The organism is Oceanobacillus kimchii X50 (assembly GCF_000340475.1).
Lineage (GTDB): Bacteria > Bacillota > Bacilli > Bacillales > Amphibacillaceae > Oceanobacillus > Oceanobacillus kimchii.
Genome location: NZ_CM001792.1, coordinates 2,125,040 through 2,150,519, shown reverse-complemented (window position 1 = coordinate 2,150,519; position 25,480 = coordinate 2,125,040). Strand labels below are relative to the sequence as shown.

General features: G+C 34.9%; 25 protein-coding genes and 2 tRNA genes. 25 read left to right on the top strand and 2 right to left on the bottom strand.

Annotated elements, in window-relative coordinates:
• Positions 1-58 precede the first annotated feature (58 nt).
• The 12 genes from zapA to uvrC all read left to right on the top strand — a co-directional run bounded on the left by zapA (position 59) and on the right by uvrC (position 13,898).
• Complete coding sequence (zapA, locus tag C794_RS11280; protein ID WP_017797240.1) at positions 59-319, top strand: cell division protein ZapA; 261 nt, start codon at positions 59-61, stop codon at positions 317-319.
• A gap of 6 nt (positions 320-325) precedes the next feature.
• Positions 326-865 (top strand): CvpA family protein, encoded by a 540-nt coding sequence (locus C794_RS11275; protein WP_017797239.1) that lies wholly within the window; start codon positions 326-328, stop codon positions 863-865.
• Positions 866-1,382: 517 nt separating this feature from the next.
• Positions 1,383-3,101 carry a DNA polymerase/3'-5' exonuclease PolX gene (gene polX / locus C794_RS11270; RefSeq protein WP_017797238.1) on the top strand — a complete coding sequence of 573 codons (1,719 nt, stop codon included), beginning with the start codon at positions 1,383-1,385 and terminating at the stop codon, positions 3,099-3,101.
• Between the two features lie 38 nt (positions 3,102-3,139).
• A complete protein-coding gene (locus C794_RS11265) occupies positions 3,140-5,488 on the top strand; it encodes an endonuclease MutS2 (protein ID WP_017797237.1) in 2,349 nt (782 codons plus the stop codon).
• Positions 5,489-5,591: 103 nt separating this feature from the next.
• Positions 5,592-6,002 (top strand): DUF350 domain-containing protein, encoded by a 411-nt coding sequence (locus tag C794_RS11260; RefSeq protein ID WP_017797236.1) that lies wholly within the window; start codon positions 5,592-5,594, stop codon positions 6,000-6,002.
• A 173-nt stretch (positions 6,003-6,175) separates the two neighbouring features.
• Positions 6,176-7,894 (top strand): long-chain-fatty-acid--CoA ligase, encoded by a 1,719-nt coding sequence (locus C794_RS11250; RefSeq protein ID WP_017797235.1) that lies wholly within the window; start codon positions 6,176-6,178, stop codon positions 7,892-7,894.
• A 134-nt stretch (positions 7,895-8,028) separates the two neighbouring features.
• Positions 8,029-8,616: a TetR/AcrR family transcriptional regulator gene (locus C794_RS11245; RefSeq protein ID WP_017797234.1), complete on the top strand. Its 588-nt coding sequence runs from the start codon at positions 8,029-8,031 to the stop codon at positions 8,614-8,616.
• Between the two features lie 33 nt (positions 8,617-8,649).
• Positions 8,650-9,423 carry an enoyl-CoA hydratase gene (locus C794_RS11240; RefSeq protein ID WP_017797233.1) on the top strand — a complete coding sequence of 258 codons (774 nt, stop codon included), beginning with the start codon at positions 8,650-8,652 and terminating at the stop codon, positions 9,421-9,423.
• A gap of 27 nt (positions 9,424-9,450) precedes the next feature.
• The gene (locus C794_RS11235) at positions 9,451-10,224 is read left to right on the top strand and encodes an electron transfer flavoprotein subunit beta/FixA family protein (protein ID WP_017797232.1); all 774 of its coding nucleotides are present in this window, start codon (positions 9,451-9,453) and stop codon (positions 10,222-10,224) included.
• A 28-nt stretch (positions 10,225-10,252) separates the two neighbouring features.
• On the top strand, positions 10,253-11,224 hold the full coding sequence (locus C794_RS11230) for an electron transfer flavoprotein subunit alpha/FixB family protein (RefSeq protein WP_017797231.1): 972 nt from the start codon (positions 10,253-10,255) through the stop codon (positions 11,222-11,224).
• A 283-nt stretch (positions 11,225-11,507) separates the two neighbouring features.
• Positions 11,508-11,822: a thioredoxin gene (gene trxA, locus C794_RS11225; protein ID WP_017797230.1), complete on the top strand. Its 315-nt coding sequence runs from the start codon at positions 11,508-11,510 to the stop codon at positions 11,820-11,822.
• 288 nt (positions 11,823-12,110) lie between these two features.
• Positions 12,111-13,898, top strand: coding sequence for an excinuclease ABC subunit UvrC (gene uvrC / locus C794_RS11220; RefSeq protein ID WP_017797229.1), 1,788 nt, complete (start codon positions 12,111-12,113; stop codon positions 13,896-13,898).
• An 84-nt stretch (positions 13,899-13,982) separates the two neighbouring features.
• On the opposite strand, the gene C794_RS11215 is transcribed toward uvrC, so the two are convergent.
• Positions 13,983-14,423, bottom strand: a complete 441-nt coding sequence (locus C794_RS11215) for a YslB family protein (protein WP_017797228.1) — start codon at positions 14,421-14,423, stop codon at positions 13,983-13,985.
• 415 nt (positions 14,424-14,838) lie between these two features.
• On the opposite strand from C794_RS11215, the gene C794_RS11210 reads away from it, so the two are divergent.
• From C794_RS11210 to C794_RS11195, 4 genes are all read left to right on the top strand, one after another.
• Positions 14,839-15,459, top strand: a complete 621-nt coding sequence (locus tag C794_RS11210; protein ID WP_017797227.1) for a succinate dehydrogenase cytochrome b558 subunit — start codon at positions 14,839-14,841, stop codon at positions 15,457-15,459.
• 27 nt (positions 15,460-15,486) lie between these two features.
• Complete coding sequence (gene sdhA / locus C794_RS11205; RefSeq protein ID WP_017797226.1) at positions 15,487-17,238, top strand: succinate dehydrogenase flavoprotein subunit; 1,752 nt, start codon at positions 15,487-15,489, stop codon at positions 17,236-17,238.
• A gap of 16 nt (positions 17,239-17,254) precedes the next feature.
• Positions 17,255-18,019, top strand: coding sequence for a succinate dehydrogenase iron-sulfur subunit (gene sdhB / locus C794_RS11200; RefSeq protein WP_017797225.1), 765 nt, complete (start codon positions 17,255-17,257; stop codon positions 18,017-18,019).
• 80 nt (positions 18,020-18,099) lie between these two features.
• Positions 18,100-18,561 carry an acyl-CoA thioesterase gene (locus C794_RS11195; RefSeq protein ID WP_017797224.1) on the top strand — a complete coding sequence of 154 codons (462 nt, stop codon included), beginning with the start codon at positions 18,100-18,102 and terminating at the stop codon, positions 18,559-18,561.
• 32 nt (positions 18,562-18,593) lie between these two features.
• On the opposite strand, the gene C794_RS11190 is transcribed toward C794_RS11195, so the two are convergent.
• Positions 18,594-18,818: a helix-turn-helix domain-containing protein gene (locus C794_RS11190; protein ID WP_010651078.1), complete on the bottom strand. Its 225-nt coding sequence runs from the start codon at positions 18,816-18,818 to the stop codon at positions 18,594-18,596.
• 247 nt (positions 18,819-19,065) lie between these two features.
• Between C794_RS11190 and C794_RS11185 the strand changes: the two genes are divergently transcribed.
• From C794_RS11185 to C794_RS11145, 9 genes are all read left to right on the top strand, one after another.
• Positions 19,066-19,518 (top strand): MarR family winged helix-turn-helix transcriptional regulator, encoded by a 453-nt coding sequence (locus C794_RS11185; RefSeq protein ID WP_017797223.1) that lies wholly within the window; start codon positions 19,066-19,068, stop codon positions 19,516-19,518.
• A 24-nt stretch (positions 19,519-19,542) separates the two neighbouring features.
• Positions 19,543-20,367: a glutamate racemase gene (gene racE / locus C794_RS11180; protein ID WP_017797222.1), complete on the top strand. Its 825-nt coding sequence runs from the start codon at positions 19,543-19,545 to the stop codon at positions 20,365-20,367.
• Between the two features lie 356 nt (positions 20,368-20,723).
• Positions 20,724-21,782 (top strand): GerMN domain-containing protein, encoded by a 1,059-nt coding sequence (locus tag C794_RS11175; RefSeq protein WP_017797221.1) that lies wholly within the window; start codon positions 20,724-20,726, stop codon positions 21,780-21,782.
• Between the two features lie 172 nt (positions 21,783-21,954).
• The gene (gene rph / locus C794_RS11170; protein WP_017797220.1) at positions 21,955-22,698 is read left to right on the top strand and encodes a ribonuclease PH; all 744 of its coding nucleotides are present in this window, start codon (positions 21,955-21,957) and stop codon (positions 22,696-22,698) included.
• A gap of 22 nt (positions 22,699-22,720) precedes the next feature.
• Positions 22,721-23,314: an XTP/dITP diphosphatase gene (locus tag C794_RS11165; protein ID WP_017797219.1), complete on the top strand. Its 594-nt coding sequence runs from the start codon at positions 22,721-22,723 to the stop codon at positions 23,312-23,314.
• A 22-nt stretch (positions 23,315-23,336) separates the two neighbouring features.
• A complete protein-coding gene (locus C794_RS11160) occupies positions 23,337-23,849 on the top strand; it encodes a metallophosphoesterase (protein WP_017797218.1) in 513 nt (170 codons plus the stop codon).
• A 137-nt stretch (positions 23,850-23,986) separates the two neighbouring features.
• Positions 23,987-24,060: transfer RNA gene (locus C794_RS11155), tRNA-Gly, on the top strand.
• 5 nt (positions 24,061-24,065) lie between these two features.
• Positions 24,066-24,139: transfer RNA gene (locus C794_RS11150), tRNA-Arg, on the top strand.
• Between the two features lie 337 nt (positions 24,140-24,476).
• Positions 24,477-25,427 carry a nuclease-related domain-containing protein gene (locus C794_RS11145; protein WP_017797217.1) on the top strand — a complete coding sequence of 317 codons (951 nt, stop codon included), beginning with the start codon at positions 24,477-24,479 and terminating at the stop codon, positions 25,425-25,427.
• The last annotated feature ends 53 nt before the right edge of the window (positions 25,428-25,480 follow it).

The window sequence follows — 25,480 nt, the reverse complement described above, 5'->3', positions numbered from 1 at the left end:
TTTTATAACAACTTCATGTTACTATTATATGAGAATTATTGTCGCAGGAGGCAACATTATGAGTCAAGAAGATAAACAGCGAATTACAGTTGAAATATATAATCGTAAATACCATATCGTTGGAGAAGAATCTGAAAGACATGTAAAATTAGTAGCGAATCTTGTCGACCAAAAAATGAACGAGATTCATGAAGTGAATAAGCAATTGGATACTTCTAGTCTTGCAGTTTTAACTGCGATAAACACGATGAATGACTATTTAAAACTAAAAGAAGATTACGCCACGCTTTTAGGATCGATAAAGAAGAAAGAGGATTAAAAACATATGTTTGATATATTATTATTTTTACTTTTGATTTTTGGGTTTTTAATGGGATTGAAGCGAGGTTTTATCCTTCAATTACTTCATTTAACAGGTTTTATTGTTGCTTTTGTCTTGGCTGTAATGTATTACAAGCCCCTAGGTGAGCAACTAGCATTGTTTATCCCTTATCCAGAGTTGTCTAGTGACAGTTCATGGGCTAACTTTCTACAATCGTTACCACTTGAAGGCGCGTTTTATAATGCGATTGCGTTTGCGCTTATCTTTATTGCGGTGCGAGTAATTTTACAGATAATTGCTTCAATGTTAGATTTTGTAGCATCGATACCTATTATTAGTTCAGTTAATAAGTTATTAGGCGCAGTATTAGGGTTTCTTGAGATATACTTACTAACTTTTATTTTGCTATTTATTTTAGCATTGACACCACTTGGTGGAGTACAAGAGGCGATACAACAATCATCTATTGCCTTATTTATGATTGAAAAGACACCATACTTTTCAGAGAAAATAATGGACCTATGGTTTTCAATTGGAAATTAGAAAGAGCTAAATAGTAACTTAACGCACTGACTCATGTTGTTTGGGAGACTTAAACAGTACATCCTAGAAAATTGCGTGGGTCAGTTTTTTATAGCGTGAGTCAATTTGATAATTTCCAAGTATTATTTATAAAATATGTAAATATTAACGTTCGTACTACAAGAAATAATTAGCTTTGTTTGTAATGAAGACGGCGAATCCTACTAAAAACAACGAGTTAAATATCTACTCAGAAATGTGGTTCTATTTCAAGATAGCTGAAGCCTTGTCTTTGGAAAGCGCCGTCTCCAATGGAGATCAAACAGCTTAACATTTGGATTTCTACAAATTTCTTTTATGAAATTCATTAGCGTATGAAATTTAATAGGTTCGGTCATAGTAAAAAGTTCTAAATCAGAATACGAATACTATTTGGAAATAGCTAACCAGATTCGTTTATATAGCTATACGTTAGATAAGAAAATATAATTCTGGTGGCAGTGCAGTACAGAAAATAAGACTTGAATGGGTGAAATAAATGAGTATAAATAAAAAAGATGTCATAAAATTATTAGAAAAAATAGCTGTGTATTTAGAATTAAAGGGAGAGAACCCATTTAAAATTTCTGCATATCGTAAGGCAGCGCAAGCATTAGAGACAGATGATCGAAGTCTAGATGAAATGGATGATTTTACAAAGATAAAAGGCATAGGAAAAGGGACAAGTGTTGTTATTGAGCAGTTCATAAAAGACGGTTATTCAGAGACGTTAAACGAATTATCAAAACAAGTACCACCAGGTTTACTACCTTTATTGGATTTACCAGGTTTAGGTGGGAAAAAGTTGTCTAAGTTATATCAGGAATTACAGGTTGTAGATGCTAGTACTTTAAAAGAAGCTTGTCTTACTGGAAAAGTAGAAGCATTACAAGGGTTTGGTAAGAAAACCGCAGAGAAGATTGTTAAAGCTCTCGATGAAGTTGGTAAGCGACCAGACCGGTTACCAATTGCTACAATGTTACCTGTAGCGGAAAAGATAGAGGGATATTTAGAAGAAATGGATGGAATAATCCGTTATTCGCAAGCCGGCAGTATTCGAAGGATGAAGGAAACAATTAAAGATTTAGATTTTATAATAGCTACAGATAAATTAGAGAGCGTACGAGCTGCTTTATTAGAGTTACCACAAATTAAAGAAATCATTGCTAACGGAGATACAAAAGTATCTGTGACGATTGAAGATATTTATGATATCAATGTTGATTTTAGGTTAGTGAAGGATAACGAATTTCCAACTACTTTACATCATTTTACAGGGTCAAAAGATCATAATGTAGCAATGCGTCAGTTAGCAAAATCACGTGGTGAAAAAATAAGTGAATATGGTGTAGAAGTAGATGAAACTGGAGAAGTCATTACATTTGAAACAGAAACCGATTTTTTTAATCATTTTGGATTGGCCTATATTCCTCCAGAAGTTAGAGAAAATACTGGGGAGGTAGAGGCATTTCAACAAGAACAAAAACTGATTCAGAAGTCAGATATCCTTGGGGATCTCCATATGCATACTACTTGGAGTGATGGTGCTCAGTCTTTGGAAGAAATGGTAAATAAAGTTAGAGATAAAGGGTATCAGTTCATGGGGATAACTGATCATTCTAAGTATTTACGGGTAGCGAACGGGTTGGATGAGGACCGCTTGCGAAAACAACGTGAAGAAATCTCGCATTTAAATGAAAAATATGATGATTTTCATATTTTTTCAGGAGTTGAAATGGATATTAAGCCGGATGGTGAATTAGATTTCTCTGATGAATTCTTGCTAGAAATGGATTATGTGATTGCAGCAATCCACTCTAGTTTTAATCAATCTGAAGAGAAGATTATGGAGAGATTGTGGGCGGCGCTAGAAAATCCATATGTCTCGATAATTGCACATCCTACAGGAAGATTACTTGGACGGCGTTCAGGTTATTCTGTAAATATGGATATGCTGATACAAAAAGCAAAAGAAACAAATACTGCATTAGAGATAAATGCAAACCCTAATCGTTTAGATTTATCTCACGAGTGGGCGAAAAGAGCTCAAGAAGCAGGTGTATTGTTAGCAATTAATACAGATGCACATAATTATCATATGTTAGATCATATGAAATACGGTGTAGGAACAGCGAGAAAAGGGTGGATAAGGCCATCAATTGTAATAAACACTTGGACAAAAGATGAGGTAGAACGTTACTTTAACCGAGGTAAGTAACTGCCCTGATGGGCTTAGCAAAAAGGGGTTTTTATAAAATGAATGAACGAGTTTTACGTGTACTAGATTTCCAATCAGTTACAGAAATGTTAAAAGGACAAGCAGAAACGGCTTTAGGTAAGGAAAGAGCTATAAGCACAAAACCTCTTTCTTCCTTAGATAAGATTAATAAATTACAAGATGAAACAGATGAAGCTGCAAAGATCATTAGGTTAAATCAAGCAATTCCATTAGGAGGAATAACGGATATAAGAGCTAGTGTAAAACGTAGTTCTATAGGTGGTATTCTTTCTACAGATGAATGTTTAGATGTTGCCAATACTTTATATGGAAGTAGAAATGTAAAAAATGCTATAGAAAATATGGAAGATCTAGAAATTCCTATTTTGACAGAATTAGTGAGTCAAATTACCCCCATACGTGAACTAGAACAGGCAATAAAAAGTTGTATCGATGACCATGGTCATATTATGGATGGGGCATCTAGTCAACTAAGAACGATTCGAAGTTCTATTCGTACGTTAGAGAGTCGGATTCGAGAAAAGCTAGAAAATTATACGAGAAGTAATAGTAAAATGCTCTCAGATGCAATTATAACAATAAGAAACGATCGTTACGTATTACCAGTTAAGCAAGAGTATCGTGGAGCTATTGGAGGAATTGTACATGATCAATCCTCTTCAGGTCAAACATTATTTATGGAACCAAAGGCAGTTGTTGACATCAACAATAGTCTTCATGAATCAAAGTCGAAAGAGCAATTAGAAATTGAACGAATTTTAAAAGACTTGAGTAATCAGATTGCCTCTTATGAACAGGATTTATTAGAAAATGTTAAAGTACTAACAAATATTGATTTTATCTATGCTCGCGGAAAATTAGCACAAGTAATGAAAGCATCACGTCCTAAAATGAATGATGAAGGGTATATGAAGATGCAACAGGCTAGGCATCCAATGATTCCTATAGATGAAGTTGTAGCAAACGATGTTGAATTTGGTAGAGAGTATACGTCAATTGTTATTACTGGACCTAATACAGGAGGGAAAACCGTAACACTTAAACTAGTTGGACTTTGTACATTGATGGCTCAATCAGGATTACAAGTTCCAGCACTAGATGGGTGTGAAATGCCAGTGTTTGATGAGGTGTTTGCTGATATTGGTGATGAGCAATCAATAGAACAGAACTTAAGTACTTTTTCTTCCCATATGACCAATATAGTCGATATTATGAAAAAAATTACCGCCCGATCACTTGTTTTATTTGATGAATTAGGTTCCGGTACAGACCCGCAAGAAGGTGCTGCATTGGCAATGGCTATATTAGATGAAGTAATTTCTAAGCAAGCACGTGTGATTGCTACAACACACTATCCTGAATTAAAAGCATATGGTTACAACCGTGAACAAGTAGTGAACGCATCTGTCGAGTTTAATGTAGAGACTTTAAAACCTACTTATCGATTATTAATTGGTATACCAGGACGAAGTAATGCATTCGATATTTCGACTAGGCTTGGCCTAGAGGCAACAATTATTGAAAGGGCAAAAAGCTTAATAGGTGTGGATTCGAAGAGTGTGGAGAACATGATCGCTTCTCTAGAAAAGTCGCATCTAGAGGCAGAACAAGACTATGAACAAGCACATGATGTATTATTAGAATCAGAAAAACTTCGAAATGCCTTGGAACATGAATTTAATCTTTTTGAAAAGAAAAAAGAAAAATTATATAAGAAAGCAGAAGAAAAAGCAGAGAAAGCGATTCAGCAGGCAAGAGAAGAAGCAGAAACTATAGTTTCCGAGATGCGCCAGATGAAAGACTCTGCAGGTCTGAAAGAGCACGAGTGGATAGAAGCAAGAAAAATGCTTGAAGAAGCTAAACCAAACTTAACGAAGAATGGTAATCAAAAACAAGTGGATCCAAAACTAATTGAAGATAGACAACTTCAGCCTGGTGATGAAATTAAATTATTAACTGTCAATCAAATGGGTGAAGTGTTAGAAAGAGTTAGTGACAAGGAGTATTTAGTTCAAGTCGGCATTATGAAAGTTAAAGTGAAACGAAAAGACCTTGAATTGATACGAAAACCAAAGAAGAAACAAGTTGATCCTGTAGCGACAATAAAAGGCTCTAATTATCATGTCAGTACAGAATTGGATTTACGTGGAGAAAGATATGAAGATGCAATACTCCGCTTGGAAAAGTATGTGGATGATGTATTATTAGCAGGTTATCCAAAAGCCTCCATCATACACGGAAAAGGAACCGGAGCCTTACGAAAAGGGGTTCAAGAATTTGTAAAAAGACATCCACGGATAAAAGATGCAAGATCTGGTGAATCAGGTGAAGGTGGTAGTGGAGTAACTGTAATTCGATTAAGTTAATTTATTGAGAAGGGACAAAACGATCTTTTACTGTTAGTTATCCAAAAAACCGCTGAAAGTTATCGTTTTGTCTCAATCTTATTATTAGGAAGGAAGAACCAAATTGGAAAACTTCTGGGAGCATATCATTGTTGTTACAACAGCAAGGTATAGTGTGTTTATTTTATGTACTTTACTGTTTTTAGCGATATTTGAATTAGTAACATCATACAAAAATTGGCAAGAAATAAAAAAAGGTAATGTTGCTGTTGCGATGGCAACCGGAGGAAAATTGTTTGGTATAGCAACTGTTTTTCGATTCTCCATTGAACATAACGATAGTCTGCTGATATCAATTGGTTGGGGAATTTACGGCTTTGTTTTATTAATGATTGGCTATTTGATATTTGAATTTTTAACTCCTGCAATGAAGGTGGATGAAGAAATAGGTAAAGGGAATAAAGCTGTAGGATTAATATCAATGGTCATATCTGTAGGATTAGCTTATGTAATTGGAGCCAGTATTGTTGGATAGGAGGACAAACAGATGGTATTAGAGAGATTGGCAAAAATTTTGATCGCTGTTTCAATTGTGTTTCTAGTAGTAGGTATTTTTTACCTGATTTTATAAAAAAATATAAATAAAAATTCAAAAAATAGAAATTAATCGGTATAATGGTTATAGTATTAACTAAAGGAGGAATTAATATGGTCAAACAAGAGAAGGTTTGGCATAGTCGTTATCCTAAGGAAATACCAGTAACCATCGATTATGTCAAAAGGCCGCTTTATGATGATTTGGCAGAAAGTGCAAAAATGTACGGACAAAAGAAAGCGCTTCATTTTATGGGGAGAGACATAAGTTATCAATCATTGTATGATGAAGCAAAAAAAATGGCAAACTATCTTCAATCCATAGGTGTAAGAAAAGGAGATAAAGTAGCCATTATGCTTCCAAATACTCCACAAGCGGTAGTCAGCTACTATGGAATTTTAATGGCCGGAGCAGTAGTGGTACAAACAAACCCTTTATACACCGAAAGAGAACTGACGTATCAAGTGAATGATTCAGAGGCAACGGTAATTATTTGTTTAGACATTTTATTACCGAGAGTAAATCAGGTACGAAGTCATACTTCATTAGATCATGTAATTGTTACAGGTATTAAGGACTACCTCCCATTTCCAAAAAACCTGATTTATCCATTCATCCAAAAGAAAGAATATAATATGGTAGTGAAAGTAGAAGCAAGCAATGACACGCATGTTTGGCAAAAAATAATGGAACATTCAGTTGCTGATTATTTAGAATCAACTATTGATCCAGAAGAGGATATAGCATTATTACAATATACTGGCGGGACTACTGGTTATCCAAAGGGAGTTATGTTGACACATTATAATCTTACTTCGAATGTACAGATGTGTGAAACGTGGTTGTATAAAATAGTGAATTCAGATTCTGAAAAACAAAATGTTGTACTCGGTGTATTACCGTTTTTTCATGTATATGGAATGACTACGGTAATGAACTTTTCAATAAAAAAAGGTTCAAAAATTATTCTAATGCCTAAATTCAATGCTACAGATATATTAAAAGCAATTGATAAACAGAAACCTAATCTGTTTCCAGGAGCTCCAACGATTTATATTGGTATACTTAACCATCCAGATTTAGAAAAATATGATTTATCTTCTATAGAGGCTTGTATTAGTGGATCAGCACCACTTCCAATTGAAGTACAAGAAAAGTTTGAAGAAGTGACAGGTGGAAAATTAGTTGAAGGATATGGTTTAACTGAATCATCCCCCGTAACTCACTCAAATTTTATTTGGGAAGAGAGGATTAATGGAAGCATTGGCGTACCTTGGCCAGATACAGATGCAACCATTTTTAAAATGGATGGTGAATTAGAACCAGCTGACATTGGAGAGGTCGGAGAAATAGCAGTAAAAGGACCGCAAATTATGAAGGGATATTGGAAAAACGAAGAAGAAACAGCGAAAGTACTAAAAGATGGCTGGCTATTGACCGGTGATATGGGTTATATGGATGAAAAAGGCTATTTTTATGTAGTCGATCGAAAAAAAGACATGATTATTGCAAGTGGATATAATATTTATCCTAGAGAAGTGGAAGAAGTTCTTTATGAACATCCTTCTGTTCAGGAAGCAGTTGTTGCAGGTGTCCCTGACCCTTATAGAGGGGAAACAGTAAAAGCCTATGTTGTATTAAAAGATGGTGCTAATTTAACAGAAGAAGCGTTAAATGAATACTCCAGAAAACACTTAGCAGCATATAAAGTACCCCGTATATATGAATTCCGTGATGAATTACCAAAAACAGCAGTAGGAAAAATACTACGAAGAAAATTGATTGATGAAGAGAAAGAAAAACAAACAGAAGAAGAAGTTTCATCCGTTTAAATGATGAGCCTAGTGCTCTTTTTTCTTTAAAATATAGACAAGCTTTCTATTGACAGAATAATTCGAGGAATGTATATTTAAATTATGAATGATCATTCACTCAGTACAACGAAACACATCTTAAGGAGATAATCATGAATAATCAAAAACCAAAATATCATCAAATAATCGAAGCAGCAGTTAAAGTTATCGCTGAAAATGGCTATCATGGGTCACAAGTATCTAAGATAGCTCGTGAGGCAGGTGTCGCAGATGGAACGATCTACCTTTACTTTAAAAATAAAGAAGATATATTAGTATCTGTTTTTGAACAAAAAATGGGGCAATTTGTAGACAAAATAGCAGATGCCATTGAAGGAAAAAGCAATGTGCCTGACAAATTGTTGAAACTAATAGAAATGCATTTCAGCCAATTATCTGCAGACTACCATTTAGCGATTGTAACTCAGTTAGAATTAAGACAATCGAATTTATCTTTACGCCTACAGATTAATCAAGTATTAAAACCATATTTGACCATGATCGATCACATTGTCCAAGAAGGCGTGGACCAAGGTGAATTTCGTGAAGGTTTAAATATTCCACTTGTAAGGCAGATGATATTTGGGACCTTAGATGAAATTGTTACGAACTGGGTAATGAAGGAACAGAAATATGATTTGATTCGTATGGTGCCTGAGGTACACGCTATGATAATTGGTGCGTTAGTATATGAATCTTAATATGGAATGGATTAACTATAGGAGGTGCCAATATTGACGAAAATTGCTTTTGAATTAAAAGACCAAGTTGCCTGTCTGACTATTCAAAGTCCACCTGCCAATGCATTATCCGGGGCTTTATTGGAACAGCTTAATGAACGACTCAATCAAATAGAAGAAGAGGGGAAAGCGAAGGCGGTTGTTATATCTGGTGAAGGTAGATTTTTTTCTGCTGGTGCAGATATTAAAGAATTTACTGGATATCAACATGCATCTGAATATGAATCCCTTGCTACCGCTGGTCAAAAAGTTTTTGATCGTGTAGAACATTTTTCTATCCCTGTTATTGCTGCTATTCATGGAGCAGCACTTGGTGGGGGGCTTGAACTTGCAATGTCTTGTCATATTCGGTTAGTAACTGAGAATACAAAGTTAGGATTACCGGAAATGAATTTGGGTATTATTCCTGGCTTTGCAGGTACACAACGATTACCACGACATATAGGAAATGCCCGAGCATATGAAATGATATTAACTGGTGAACCTATTAGTGGACAACAAGCAGCTGACTGGGGGCTCGCAAACCATGTAGTCACCGAGGAACAATTGCTTTCAAAAGCGATGGAACTAGCTAATAAAATTACAATGAAAAGCAAGCCAGGCATAAATGAAGTAATGCACTTAGTACCTTATGCAAATAAAGATCAATTCGCAAATGGTGTTACGGAAGAAGCAAAGTCATTTGGCAGATTATTTGGTTCTGATGATGCAAAAGAAGGCGTTACAGCATTTATTGAAAAACGTAGACCAAATTTCCAAGATAAATAGTAGATTCTTAGTTTAGGAGGAAGCTAGATGAATATATATGTACTTTTAAAGAAAACTTTTGACACAGAAGAAAAAATTACTGTCTCAGGCGGTAGAATTGAAGATGATAGTGCAGAATACATTATCAATCCTTATGATGAATATGCAGTTGAAGAAGCAATTGTACAACGTGATGAACATGGTGGAGAGGTTACTGTAGTAACGGTTGGTGATGAAGAATCAGAAAAACAACTACGTACTGCACTAGCAATGGGTGCCGATAAAGCTGTGTTGATAAATACAGAAGAAGATATTGAAGATGGAGATCAATATACTACCGCTAAAATATTAGAAGCATTTTTTGAAGGGAAAGAAGTAGACTTGATTCTTGCTGGAAATGTAGCCATTGATGAAGCAAGTGGACAGGTGGGGCCACGTTTAGCAGCACTATTAGACATTCCTTATGTTTCAACAATAACTAGCCTGAAAATTGATGGTGAGACAGTTTCTATTGAAAAAGATGTAGAAGGTGACGTTGAGATTGTTGAAACAAGTTTACCTCTGCTAGTTACATGTCAACAAGGATTAAATGAACCTCGTTATCCTTCGTTACCAGGGATAATGAAAGCGAAGAAAAAACCATTGGAAGAAATTGAAATGGATGACTTAGATTTGGATGAAGATGATGTGGAAGCAAAAACAAAAACAGTAGAAGTATATCTTCCCCCAGAAAAAGAAGCGGGCAAGATTTTAGAAGGAGAACCTGCTGATCAAGTGAAAGAACTAGTATCCTTATTGAAAAACGAGAAAAAAGTACTTTAGTGTTTGATTGCAGAAAGGGGCTTAAATAATGAGTGACAAAATTTTAGTAATTGGTGAATTAAGAGATGACGAGATACGTAATGTTTCATTTGAAGCGATTGCAGCAGCTAAAAAAATTGATGCTAATGCAGAAGTTGTAGGATTGCTTTTAGGTAGCGGAAATATCGAAACCCAAGGTCAATCATTAATTGCTTATGGTGCTGATCGTGTGATTGTAGTTTCTCATGATAATTTGAAAACGTATACATCAGAAGGATACGGGCAAGCAGTTATGAAAGTGGTTAATGATGAATCACCAACAGGAATAGTAATGGGACACACTTCGATTGGTAAAGACTTAACACCGAAAATTGCAAGTAAATTAAACACTGGACTTGTATCAGATGTGGTAGATATAGAAGATGATGGTGTATTTGTACGCCCTATTTACTCTGGAAAGGCATTTGAAAAAAAAGTAATCACTGATGGAATTACTTTTATAACGATACGTCCCAATAATATACCTGCTCTTGACAAAGATGAATCGAGATCAGGTGAAGTTAGCTCTGTGGATGTGGATATTAGTGATTTACGAACTGTGATTAAGGATGTTATTAGAAAAGCATCTGAAGGAGTAGATTTATCTGAAGCAAATGTAATTGTAGCAGGTGGTAGAGGTGTGAAAAGTGCAGATGGCTTTAAGCCGTTATATGAATTAGCGGAAATACTTGGAGGAGCAGTTGGTGCTTCACGAGGTGCATGTGACGCAGATTACTGTGATTACGCTCTTCAGATCGGTCAAACTGGTAAAGTAGTAACTCCTGATTTATATATTGCAGTAGGAATATCTGGAGCGATTCAACACTTAGCCGGTATGTCTAATTCGAAAGTGATTGTTGCTATAAACAAAGATCCAGAATCAAATATTTTTAATGTAGCGGATTATGGTATTGTTGGAGATCTATTTGAAGTAATTCCATTGTTGATTGAAGAAGTAAAAAAAGTTAAAGTAGCAATGTAACAAACAGAGACAATAGGGTTTGAATGACATAAATTAATCAAGCAAACCCTATTGTCTTAAATATTATTTATCTAAAAAGACAACAATTTCGGTAGAAAAAATCGTCTATAATGGAAATCATACATGGCAATATTCCATTTCCTCTTACAGAATATAGGAAAATGAAATTAAGTTTTATTACATAAAATAAGCAAACTATTAGGAAGTATATGTCATGGGTGATATACTCATAATAAGCTTTAGATGAAGCTTGATGAAAATGTTTTTAAGGAGGTAACAAATAATGGCTATTAAGCATGTAACTGACCAAAACTTCACAGAAGAAACTTCAAAAGGTCTTGTATTGGCTGACTTTTGGGCACCGTGGTGTGGACCTTGTAAAATGATAGCACCAGTATTAGAAGAACTTGATGGTGAAATGGAAGAAAAAGTACAAATTGTTAAATTAGATGTAGATGAAAATCAAGAAACTGCAGGTAAATTTGGTGTTATGAGTATCCCGACATTACTATTATTTAAAGACGGCGATGTAGTGGATCAAGTCATTGGATTCCAGCCGAAAGAAGCTCTAGAAGATCTTATAAACAAACACGCATAAGTAAAAATTACTTGGTGTTGTAACTGAATACCTGTATAATTATAAGAAATAGAGAAAAATCCCTTGTCTGTCATTATTGCTGATAAGGGATTTTCTGATTAAAGAAAACGTAGAGTTCAATGATTAATGTACAGACAGGGCCCATGCTCACCCCATATGTATGGGGGGGTATGACTGTATAACTTAGGAGAATGAGGTTATATAAGGAGTTACATCTTAACTTAGCATTAAAATCTATCAAGCAATGTTTTATATTTTTCTTATCGATGAATAAAGGATTTGACGCTTATGAATGAAAATATAGAGAGAAAACTGTCTATATTACCACAACAACCTGGTTGTTATTTAATGAAAGATAAAAATGGAACTGTTATTTATGTTGGGAAATCGAAAAAATTAAGAAATCGAGTGCGGTCTTATTTTAGGGGGGCGAATGATCGGAAAACACAGCGATTAGTTCAAGAAATTCGCGATTTTGAATATATGGTTACCTCTTCAGAGATTGAAGCATTGATTTTGGAAATGAATCTAATTAAAAAATATGACCCTAGATACAATGTCATGTTAAAGGACGATAAATCGTACCCTTATTTAAAAATCACCTCAGAAAGGCATCCTCGTTTAATTGTTACTAGGCGATTAAAAAAAGATAAAGGCAAGTACTTTGGACCATATCCTAATGTAATTGCTGCAAGAGAAACAAAAAAACTACTAGATCGAATGTATCCTTTGCGAAAATGCAATAATCCATCAGGAAGACCATGCCTATATTATCATATGGGACAATGCAAAGCTTGTGCAGAACATCCACCTTCTATAAAAGAATATCAAGAAATTGTACAAGAGATCAGCTCTTTTTTACAGGGCGGTTTTAAGGATATAAGAAAAAATTTATCGGGTGAAATGCAAAAGGCAAGTGAAGAGTTGAATTTTGAACGTGCAAAAGAAATAAGGGATACTATACAACATATTGATGCTACTATGGAACAACAAAAAATGACGTTAAATGACCAAATGGATAGAGATATCTTTGGATACAGTTATGACAAAGGATGGATGTGTGTCCAAGTTTTCTTCATACGACAGGGGAAATTAATTGAAAGAGATACAAGTGTTTTCCCGTTTTTTGATAGTCCTGAAGAAACAATAGTTAGCTTTATAGGAAGATTTTATTTACATGAAAATCATTTGAAACCAAAACAAGTATTAGTTCCGGTTGGTATCGACAATGAATTAATAGCTGAAGTGCTGGAGACACAAGTGCATACACCATTAAGAGGAAGAAAAAAAGAATTAGTACAATTGGCTTGTAAGAATGCAGAAATCTCCTTGAATGAGAAATTTCAACTAATTGAAAAAGACGAAGAACGAACAATTCAAGCAATAGAAGATTTGGGGGAACAATTAAGTATTGAGACTCCACATAGAATTGAAGCGTTTGATAATTCAAATATCCAAGGGACAGATCCAGTCTCTGCGATGATTGTCTTTGAAGATGGCAAGCCAAACAAAAAAGAATATCGTAAGTATAAAATTCGCGATGTTCAAGGCCCTGATGATTATGATACGATGCGAGAAGTTGTTCGAAGACGATATACGCGAGTATTGAAAGAAAACTTACCGTTACCAGATTTAATTATAGTTGATGGCGGTAAAGGTCAAATGTCTGCAGCGATTGAAGTGTTAGAAGATGAATTAGGTTTAGACATACCTTTAGCTGGACTAGCCAAAGATGACCGTCATAAAACAAGTGAATTGATATATGGTATGCCACCTATAGTGGTTCCGCTTGAAAGACAATCTCAAGCCTTTTATCTTGTCCAACGAATTCAAGATGAAGTGCATCGGTTCGCAATTACATTTCATCGTCAATTAAGAGGGAAGAATTTATTTCAATCTGAATTGGATAAGATCCCAGGTGTTGGTGAAAAGAGAAAAAAACTTTTACTCTCACATTTTAAATCAGTTAAAGAAATTAAAAAAGCATCTATAGAAGATATGAGAAAACTTGGAGTTCCTAGTAATATAGCTGAATTAGTATTGAATCATTTAAATTCACCAGATGATGAAACATAAGTACTGGATATATCTCAAAACCACAAGAAATTTTAACGATTTCTTGTGGTTTTTTTAAAATTTTAGATATGTTGTTGGACCCATTTACTCTTCTGTTAAGTGAACGGCAAATTCAACTTGTTTAATACGCTTATTTATCGACTCCACACATTCACATTCTGTTCCTTCGATTTGTTGAATTGCCTCAGCCAAAAAACCAGCCTCCAAACGAAATTCAGTATCTATTTCTGAACTGAGTCGAAGCACTATTGAATCAGATAACAGTTGGAAAACTCTTTCTTTTCTTTTACTTTTTATGAGTTCTAGTGTACCCCAACCACTTTTCTCAAAGAATAAAATAATGTCTTCTAAGGTATTTATATTAAACTTTCTAGCAATATTCTTTCCTAAAAAATATAGTAATATATCTTTTTCTTCCCCAAATAATTCTGGTAATCCAATATAACGCAGGATGTCATAACCCGCTCCTGGTGTATGTAAATTATCTAATTGAGGTACATCAAACGTTTGGTACTTTTTTGACATCCATTTCATCCTTTCTTTAACCGCATATATAACGATCGATAAACTGAGACTTATATTAGTAAAGGGAAAATCAGCCTTACCACTGATTGATTTGACCAATCACGATATAATCATCCCGTTTGTCTGATTCTTTTTTAGGGATGATAAATTACCATGATAAAAATAACTAATCTCATTATCTATATTATTTATACATTTATCAAGTATACTTGACAATTTTAGAGGTTATTTTAGTTATATTTTATTTTACTAGAATTTTCATGACGATTTCTTGACGGTAATCACAGTTAGAAGTACAATAAACATGTTACATTTTGTACTACTTAGATAAGGCACCGTTTTCTGACAATAAAGCGCTTTATTGTTTAGTAGTATACATAATTATTGAGTGATCAATTGACTAAGGGGGGTAAACATGGCAGAGCATCGTGAGTTTTTCTACAGAAGACTGCATTCGTTACTAGGGGTTGTTCCCATTGGGATCTTCTTAGTGCAGCATTTACTTATTAATCATTTTGCTGTGTATGGGGAAGAAAGTTTCAATACAGCTGCTGGGTTCATGAAGAACCTACCGTTTGTATTACTGTTAGAAATTTTTGTAATCTATTTACCAATTTTGTTTCATGCGATTTTAGGGGTTTATATTGTATTTGTCGCAAAACAGAATACACGTAGATATGGATTTTTTCGAAACTGGATGTTTAGATTTCAACGTATAACCGGAATCGTACTTGTAGTATTTATTGCATGGCACGTATTTGAAACAAGAGTTCAGATAGGTTTAGGAAATGCAGAACTTGATTATAGCCTGATGGAAGGTATTTTAACGAATCCATTCATGTTTTGGTTCTATGTAGTTGGTGTTATTGCTGCAGTATTCCATTTTGCAAATGGTCTGTGGAGTTTCCTTGTTACATGGGGAATTACACAAACTCCAAAATCACAACGTATCTCAACTTATGTGTGTTTGGGCGTATTTTTAGCAGTGAGCTATCTTGGAATTAGATCATTAATTACATTTGCTTATGGAATTTAATTGAAAGAGAAGGAGTGAGTGATTAATATGAGTAATCGTAAAGTAGCAGTGGTTGGTGGTGGCTTGGCAGGACTAATGGCTACAATTAAAGCCGCTGAAGCTGGCGTAAAAGTAGATTTATTTTCTATCGTACCTGTAAAACGCTCTCACTCTGTATGTGCGCAAGGTGGTATAAATGGTGCTGTTAATACGAAAGGGGAAGGGGATTCTCCTTGGCTTCACTTTGATGATACGGTTTATGGTGGCGATTTCTTAGCCAATCAACCACAGGTGAAAGCGATGTGTGATGCAGCACCTGGCATTATACATATGTTTGACCGCATGGGGGTTATGTTTAACCGAACTCCAGAAGGTTTACTAGATTTCCGTAGATTCGGTGGAACACAAATGCACCGTACAGCATATGCAGGAGCAACAACTGGACAACAACTACTTTATGCTTTAGATGAGCAAGTTCGTCGTTACGAAGTAGAAGGTTTAGTAACAAAATATGAAGGCTGGGAATTCCTCGAAGCTGTTATTGATGAAGAAGGCATTGGTCGAGGGATTGTTGCTCAAGACATTAAAACACATGAAATCAAAGCATTCCGATCTGATGCAACTATATTTGCTACAGGTGGTCCTGGGATAATCTTCGGTAAATCAACAAATTCCATGATTAACACGGGTTCTGCAGCTAGTAAACTATATCAGCAAGGTGCAAAATATGCGAATGGAGAGTTTATTCAAATTCATCCAACTGCCATCCCTGGTGATGATAAATTGCGTCTTATGAGTGAGTCTGCACGTGGTGAAGGTGGACGAATTTGGACATATAAAGATGGGGAGCCATGGTATTTTCTAGAGGAGAAGTATCCTGCATATGGAAACCTTGTTCCTCGTGATATTGCTACTCGAGAAATTTTTGATGTATGTGTGAATCAAAAGTTAGGTATTAATGGGGAAAATATGGTTTATCTTGACCTATCTCATAAAGATGCGAAAGAACTCGACATCAAACTTGGTGGGATTATCGAAATCTATGAAAAATTTGTTGGTGAAGATCCTCGTAAAGTACCAATGAAAATCTTCCCTGCAGTACACTATTCAATGGGCGGATTATGGATTGATGAAAATCAAATGACAAGCATCCCTGGTATTTTTGCGGCTGGGGAGTGTGATTATTCACAGCATGGTGGGAACCGTTTAGGGGCAAACTCACTATTGTCAGCAATTTACGGTGGTATGGTAGCGGGTCCAAAAGCAATTGATTACATTGATGGCTTAGATCAACATGTAGATGATTTACCTGATGAATTATACCAATCTCGTGAAAAAGCAGAACAAGAAAGCTTTGATGAACTCATGAACATGGAAGGTACGGAGAATGCTTATCAAATTCATAAAGAATTAGGCGAGTGGATGACGGATAATGTTACAGTAGTTCGTGAGAATGAAAAACTCTTAAAAACCGATGAAAAAATAAAAGAGTTGTTAGAGCGTTGGGATAACATTAATATAAATGACACATCTCGTTGGAGTAACCAAGGTGTTATGTTTACACGTCAACTTAAAAATATGCTACATCTAGCACGTGTAATCACCATTGGTGCATACAATCGAAATGAAAGTCGTGGAGCTCATTACAAACCAGAATTCCCAGAGCGTAATGATGAAGAATTTTTGAAAACCACCATAGCTAAATTCAATCCAGAATCGAATTCTCCTGAGTTTAGCTATGAAGAAGTAGATGTTTCTTTAATTGAACCGCGTAAGCGTGATTATACTAAAAAACACTAGGGGAGGAGTAATATAAATGGGTGAACAGAGTAAAGTTACTTTTATTATAACTAGACAAGACGGCCCTGATTCGACTCCTTATGAGGAAACGTTTGAGATTCCATATAGACAGAATATGAATGTTATTTCTGCGCTTATGGAAATCAGACAAAATCCTGTTAATAGTAAGGGAGAGAACACTACACCTGTAATGTGGGACATGAATTGCTTAGAGGAAGTTTGTGGAGCATGTTCTATGGTGATTAATGGGACGGCGAGACAATCTTGTGCTGCGTTGGTTGATCAATTAGAACAACCAATTCGTTTAGAACCAATGTCTACGTTTCCAGTAGTACGTGATTTAATTGTCGATCGAGAGCGTATGTTTGATGCATTAAAACAAGTAAAAGCTTGGATACCAATCGATGGTACACATGATTTAGGGCCTGGTCCTCGTATGCCAGAGAATAAACGTCAATGGGCATATGAATTGTCAAAATGTATGACATGTGGAGTATGTTTAGAAGCATGTCCAAATGTTAACGATAGCTCAAACTTTATCGGACCTGCAGCAATTTCGCAAGCTCGTCTGTTTAACGCACATCCAACTGGTGAAATGAATGCAAGTGACCGATTAAATGGCTTAATGGAAGACGGAGGTATTGATGGATGTGGGAATTCACAAAACTGTGTTCAAGTATGTCCAAAAGGTATCCCTTTAACCACTTCTATTGCAGCAATGAACAGAGCGACAAATATTCAAGCATTCAAAAACTTCTTTGGAAGTGACCAAGCGTTATAAAAATTTGAACATTAAAGACCCTAACCAATGAACAGGCTAGGGTCTTCATCATATAATATGGGAAAGTGGAGGAAGCTGCGATGAAATCTATTGAGTATATAGATGATTTCAGCTCTTGGGCAGAAGAGTTTGAATTCTTCATAACTGTAGATATTCGTTTTTCTGAGACGGATATGTATGGGCATATGAATAATGTGTCTCCGTTTATTTATTTTGAAGAAGCAAGAATTGCATATTTACGTTCATTGGGACTTTTCAATGATTTTAGTAATAAAGAGGAAGGTATCATTGTTGCTGATCTCCAATGTAATTATTTAAAACAATTATTTTTTGGAGACCAAGTGAATGTTCATGTTAAAACTAAAGAAGTAGGTAATTCTTCTTTTGATGTGCATTATATGGTAACAAAAGGGGAGTTTGATGTTGTTCTTACAGCAAGAGGCAGGTTAGTTTATATAGATGCGAATCTTGGTAAGTCTAAACCGTTAACGGAGAATATGAAAGAAAAACTTTTAGGTAAACCTTTACTAAGGCACAAGTAAAACCGACTCCCTATTAAGGGTAGTCGGTTTTATTAGAGCTTTAATTCCCCCATGCGAAGAAGCTCAACTACGGCTTGTGACCGTCCCTTGACTCCCAATTTTTGCATAGCATTTGAAATATGGTTCCGGACAGTTTTTTCGGAAATAAACAACTCCTGTGCAATTTCTTTTGTTGTTTTATCCTGCACTAATAGTTCAAACACTTCTTTCTCGCGTTTGGTTAATAATTGCTTCGGTTTATACTCGTTGTCCTTCAAATGTTACCCCCTCCTTGCTCTATAGAGCTGCATGATGAAGGGAAATTATTTAGTCAATATAGCTTATGATTATAGTAAAAATTAGTGCGTATATTTGTGCGGAAATCAGTCAGTTACTCAAAAAAGTTTTCAAGAAGTTCATTTTGGTTTACTATAGTAACAAGCCTTACATAAAACAACTTCCATCAATTACATAAGATGAATATATTGGAAATTGATAGATGAACAGTAAGTAGGAGGATGAACGTTGAAAAAGAACGAATTAAGTGATTCAGTAAATCAAATGGAAAAGAGATTACGTTATATATCTGGAATGATCAAGCAAAATGGTCGTAAAATTTTAAACAATTATCCAATCACTTCTCCACAATTTATCGCTTTACAATGGTTGTTAGAAGAAGGAGATTTAACAATTGGGGAACTCTCAAATCGAATTAGTCATGCATTTAGTACAACAACAGATTTAGTGGATCGTATGGAAAAGAATGAATTGGTTGAGCGAGTACGCGATACAAATGATCGACGAGTTGTTCGCATTCACTTATTAGAAAAAGGCAAACATATTATTGAAGAAGTAATTGATAAACGACAGGCATATTTAGGAGAAGTCTTAACGAAATTCTCTGAAGAGGAAAAAAATCAGTTGAATCACTTGTTAGAGTTTCTATATAAAGAGATGAAAATAGTTAACGAAAAATAATCAAACGAAAGAGGAGACATCTTTGTGGACAAAGCGATTGGGGTAATTGATTCGGGCGTAGGTGGACTTACAGTTGTTCACGAACTTATGAGGCAGCTTCCAAAAGAGCAATTAATTTATTTAGGGGATACAGCTAGATGTCCTTATGGCCCGAGATCAAAAAAAGAGGTACAGCAATTCACTTGGGAAATGGTGGATTTCTTATTAACAAAAAATATAAAAATGTTGGTTGTTGCATGTAATACGGCCACTGCGTTTACATTAAAGGATTTAAAAGAACAATTAGATATACCAGTTATCGGTGTTATACAACCAGGTGCCCGCGCTGCGATAAAATCTACAACAAATAACCAGGTTGGAGTAATTGGAACAGAAGGAACGATAAGTAGTGGAGCTTACTCACAAGCATTGGCGAAAATTAAATCGAACATTCAAGTAAGTGGGTTAGCTTGTCCTCCATTTGTTCCAATGGTTGAACGAGGCGTGTTATCCGGTTCCGAAGCAAAAACAGTTGTAACAGAGGCTCTACGTCCATTCTCAAGCAACAAAAAAATGGACACATTAATTTTAGGTTGTACACACTATCCATTACTTAAATCCACCATACAAGAGGTAATGGGAGAAGAAGTCACTGTTATTTCCTCCAGTGAAGAAACTGCACGAGAAACTAGTACACTTCTTGACGTTCACCAAATTATGAATCGAAGTGATCTAGTTCCACTTCATCAATTTTATACAACTGGTGATTTAGAGATTTTTATCGAAATTGCAAAAACAGTATTTCAAGAGTCTCACTTCCAAATGCTAACCATTAAACAAGCAAATATATCAACAAACAAAGTTTGGTAAATAATAGTAAGTTGTATTAATCTCGTACGTAAGTTCCAATCATCTGTTATGGAGGATTGGAACTTTTTTAATTTTTATCTTGCATATAACGGGTAATTCCTCACTCTAGACACTGGGGATTAGAAGAAAGATAAGTAGGGAATAAACTGCCCGCTTGATTCTATTCAACTAATAATCAGTGGGGAAGAACAAAATCTTCCCTGAAAATAGATGAAAAGCTTGCTTCATTGTAATCGCATATAATTTCTGCTTTCACACTAATTAATATCATTTATAGGAAATTTATTCTATTATTGGTCTATTTTCTATATAGGCTCGTATATATAGTAGTACAAACCATCGTGGGAGGTATTTGCATGAAAAAGCGATTAATGCTATTAGCAGGGTCAATAAGTATTGTCACTATTTTATCTGGGTGTTTTGAAGGAGAACAATCACTTGATGAAATTGATCCACCTCAAAATGCACAGGAAGTAGATAATCTTGACAAAGTAGATGAGGAAGATGTTTCAGCTACACCTGAAGAGACGGCTGAGACAGTATCTAGAGACTTGTATCTCCTAGATGCAAATGGAATGGTTGCTTCTCAAACACTAGAACTTCCAGTCCCTGATACAAATGAAGTAGCAGCACAAGTATTAGAGCATCTTGTAAAAGGCGGTCCAGTAACACCTCTTCTTCCAAATGGCTTTCAAGCGGTGCTACCAGAAGGTACCGAAGTACTTGGAGTTAATTTACAAGAGGATGGAACAATTATTGTAGACTTATCAGAAGAATTTACCCAGTATGAAGAAAATCAAGAAGTACAAATACTCGAATCTGTTACGCATACGTTAACACAATTTGAAAATGTGCATAAAGTTAAGTTACGAGTAAATGGTCAAGACTTAAAGGAAATGCCAGTAAATGGCACCCCGATTAATTCTGGTTATTCAAGAGCAAATGGAATCAATATAATTAACAATGATACGTTGGATTATCTACAGAGTGAACCTGTGACAATGTATTATCCAGTCGAACAAGAAAATAATCGTTATTATGTGCCAGTAACGCAGTATATTGAAACTAATGAAGATGAAGCAATTGCTAATATTATAGAAGAATTGATTGATGGTCCTGGATACCAATCAACAGTTGTCAACGTATTTAATCCAGAGGCTGGGCTTGCTTCTGAACCAACATTAAGTAATGGTATTCTTGAGGTAGTATTTAATAAAGAAATATTAGCTGATAGTGAGCAAGGGATTATAGCTGATGAGGTTATGGAAACTATGGTTCGTACACTTACGGAACAGCCAAATATAGATGCAGTTGATGTAAAGGTGGAGAATGTAGAAAAAGTTGTAAATGAAAATGGAGAAGCATATACAGAACCAGTAACAAAACAAGTATTCTCACCAAGTGAAGAATTATAATAATGTTTTAAATTATAACCTCTATTACTACATTTTAAGTAGTATAGAGGTTTTTAAATTTGTTAAGATATAAATAGTAGTTATAACAATCTTATGAGAACATATGGATAATGTTTCTTTTTGAAAAAATATGATAAGCTATTCAGTGTACAATTGAGGAGGAAGAATTAAAATGAGAAATGATCAGAGACAAGTAAATCAATTAAGAAATATAAACATAACAACTAATTATATATCGCATCCGGAAGGGTCCGTACTGATAGAAATGGGAAATACAAAAGTTATATGTAACGCAAGTATTGAGGATCGTGTCCCTCCGTTTATGCGGGGTCAGGGTAAAGGATGGATAACTGCGGAATATGCCATGCTCCCTAGAGCTACTGCCCAGAGAAATATTCGTGAATCTTCAAAAGGAAAAGTAAGTGGAAGAACGATGGAAATTCAACGACTTATTGGTAGAGCATTACGATCAGTTGTTGATTTAGATCAAATTGGAGAGCGTACAGTTTGGATTGATTGTGATGTAATTCAAGCGGATGGAGGAACAAGAACAGCTTCTATTACAGGAGCATTTGTAGCAATGTCACTTGCATTCTCAAAATTAGTTGAAGCAAAAACATTAAAAAAAATGCCAATTCATGATTATTTAGCAGCTATTTCTGTAGGGGTGTTAATAAACGGAACAGAAATTCTAGACCTGAATTATGAAGAAGATTCGGAAGCAGCAGTCGATATGAATATTGTGATGACTGGTGCAGGAGAGTTTGTGGAAATTCAAGGTACAGGAGAAGAAGCGACCTTTACTCCTACCCAATTACAAAATATGCTAAAATTAGGTGAAGAAGGTATTCAGCAACTGGTGAAAATACAAAAAGAAATTTTAGCAGATAAATTAATTATAGATATGGAAAGATAATTGTAGGGAGTAATGTAATCATATGAAAAAAATAATTGTTGCTACTAAAAATAAGGGAAAGGCTAAAGAATTCAAGGAATTCTTTGCTAGCTTTGATATTCAAGCAATATCATTATTGGATTTACCTGAATCTATTCCAGATATTGAGGAAACAGGAACTACTTTTGAAGAAAATGCAGCTTTAAAAGCAGAACAAATTAGTGAACGTTTTAATACAGCTGTTATTGCTGATGATTCAGGATTAATAATTGATGCTTTAAATGGACGACCTGGTCTATTTTCCGCAAGATATGCTGGTGAACCCACTAATGATCAAGCGAATATAGACAAGGTTCTACAGGAAATGCAGGATGTTCCTGATCAAGATCGTCATGCTAGATTTATTTGTGTATTGGCTATAGCGCAACCCGGTGAAGAAACAACTTTTAATACAGGGTATTGTGAAGGGTACATTCATAGAAACCAAAAAGGCGATCATGGATTTGGATACGATCCTATCTTTATTCCTAAAGGATATGATGTGACAATGGCTGAATTAGATCCAGATAAAAAAAATCAAATTAGTCATCGTAAAAATGCGATTGATCAGCTTGAAAAATGGTTACATACATTATAAGTCACCAATTGGAGGGGTTACGATGACTCGTGTATTAATAACTAGTGACAGTCATGGTTTGACTGAGGAGCTAACAGAAATAATGGATCAACATGATGAAGTTGATTGGTATATTCACTGTGGCGATTCAGAATTAGATTTTGATGCAGAAGTGTTACATCCTTTTTATAAAGTTGGAGGGAATTGTGATTTCGATCCCCGATATCCAACTGAAGAAATAAAAGATATTGATGGAACTAGATTCTTTATTACACATGGACATCTCCATCAAGTGAAATCTGGACTTACCACACTTTCTTATGCAGCAGAAGAACATCAAGCTAAAGTTGTTTGCTTTGGACATACACATATTGCTGGTGCAGAAAAAATTGGAGAACAATTATTTATCAATCCAGGAAGTATTCGTATGCCGCGAAACCGCGTGGAGAAGACGTATGCTATATTAGAATGGTTAGATAATGAAACGGTTTCTGTTCAGTTTTATACAGTGGATGGACAAAAAATTAAAAATATGTCTTATTCAACAATACTATAAAAGTTTAGTCAGTAACTTTTTTTGTTACTGACTAAAACTTTTAAAAAAACTGTTGACAAATTGTTTACTCGGTCATATAATATTACTTGTCCGTTAAAAAAGACGGCATACATAATGATTGAGTAGAGATAGACTTTGCGGGTGTAGTTTAATGGTAAAACCTCAGCCTTCCAAGCTGATGACGAGGGTTCGATTCCCTTCACCCGCTCCAAATTTGTCCCAGTAGCTCAGCTGGATAGAGCAACAGCCTTCTAAGCTGTGGGTCGCAGGTTCGAATCCTGCCTGGGACGTTAGGTTAACCCTTGTAAACACAATGTTTATGAGGGTTTTTTATGTTGACTTATTGATCTTCCTAGTTTTATTCTATGGTTACGATAAAGGGATTCAGTTGGTAGCTAGAATCCTTTTTTCATAGGGTGGATAATATACTTCTATAAATTCTAAAGGCATATCATTTGGCAATTTAGTCATAAATTCATGATAAAGGTTGGTTTATTTAATAGTATGATGTATTCTAATCACAAATAGTTGGATTTATATTTTTGCAGAAATTGTTTAAAAGTTTGCCGTTTATTTAGAAGATATTGTCACAGCGATGTAGTAGAATAACCGTATAGGAGGATAAATATGGTAACTATAATTTACTTGTCGATAATAATTATTTTTGCTATCGTTATTGTATTTTTATTGAAGCGTACAAAGAATATGGAAAGGGAGCATGAATATAACATTGATGCGATAACGGAAGAAGTATCGGCAACAATGGAAACACAAACCTCTGAGTACGAGAATATGTTGCATAATGAACATCAACGTTTTGAGATTGAGCTCAATAAAGAAATAAATAGATTTAATAAAATTATAAGTGATAAAAATGATTATATAAATAGCTTGAAGGCATTTTCCATTAATAGCGGTGAAGTAGAAACTCATAACATTTTATTACATGTAAAGGATATGTTAGTCAAACAAAATCTAGTACAAAAAGAAGAAATGGTGATTCTCGGTAATCTTTTTGTTCCTTACAACAAAGGACTTGAATTAAAGACGAAACAAATTGATCATTTCATTTTGTTGCCTACAGGAATGTACATTATAGAAACGAAGAAATGGTCAGGTACAGTTTTACATGGAGTTTCTTATGGTCAAGATGAAACGCTAGATTTGTTAATTCATTCGATGTTCCCGTATGATGATCATAAAGAACATACGATTGTAATTAAAAATGATGGTGTACCTGAATCCTTGCAAGCAAATGTAAAAGTAATATCCTATGGAAATCCATCTAACCAAGTAATCGAGACAGCATTAAAACTGAAACACTTTTTAGAAGAAGCGAATCCGAAGTATAATTTTGTAGAACCGATTGTGTATTATAATTGTGCTTCTCAAAATCATACGGTTGTGAAAAATTATTCAAATAATGACCGGGTTAATATCTTTACAGATGAGAAAAGTCTCTATACTTTTTTCTTAGAAGAATTAACTACAAAAAATAGAAAGTATCAACATGAAGAACTTGCTGATATAACTAGCTATATTATAAATAAAAATAGTATGGGAAATGTAGATCAATAAGTGACTATTAAACAATGATGAAAAACGAAATCAACGAGCATCTATCAATGAGA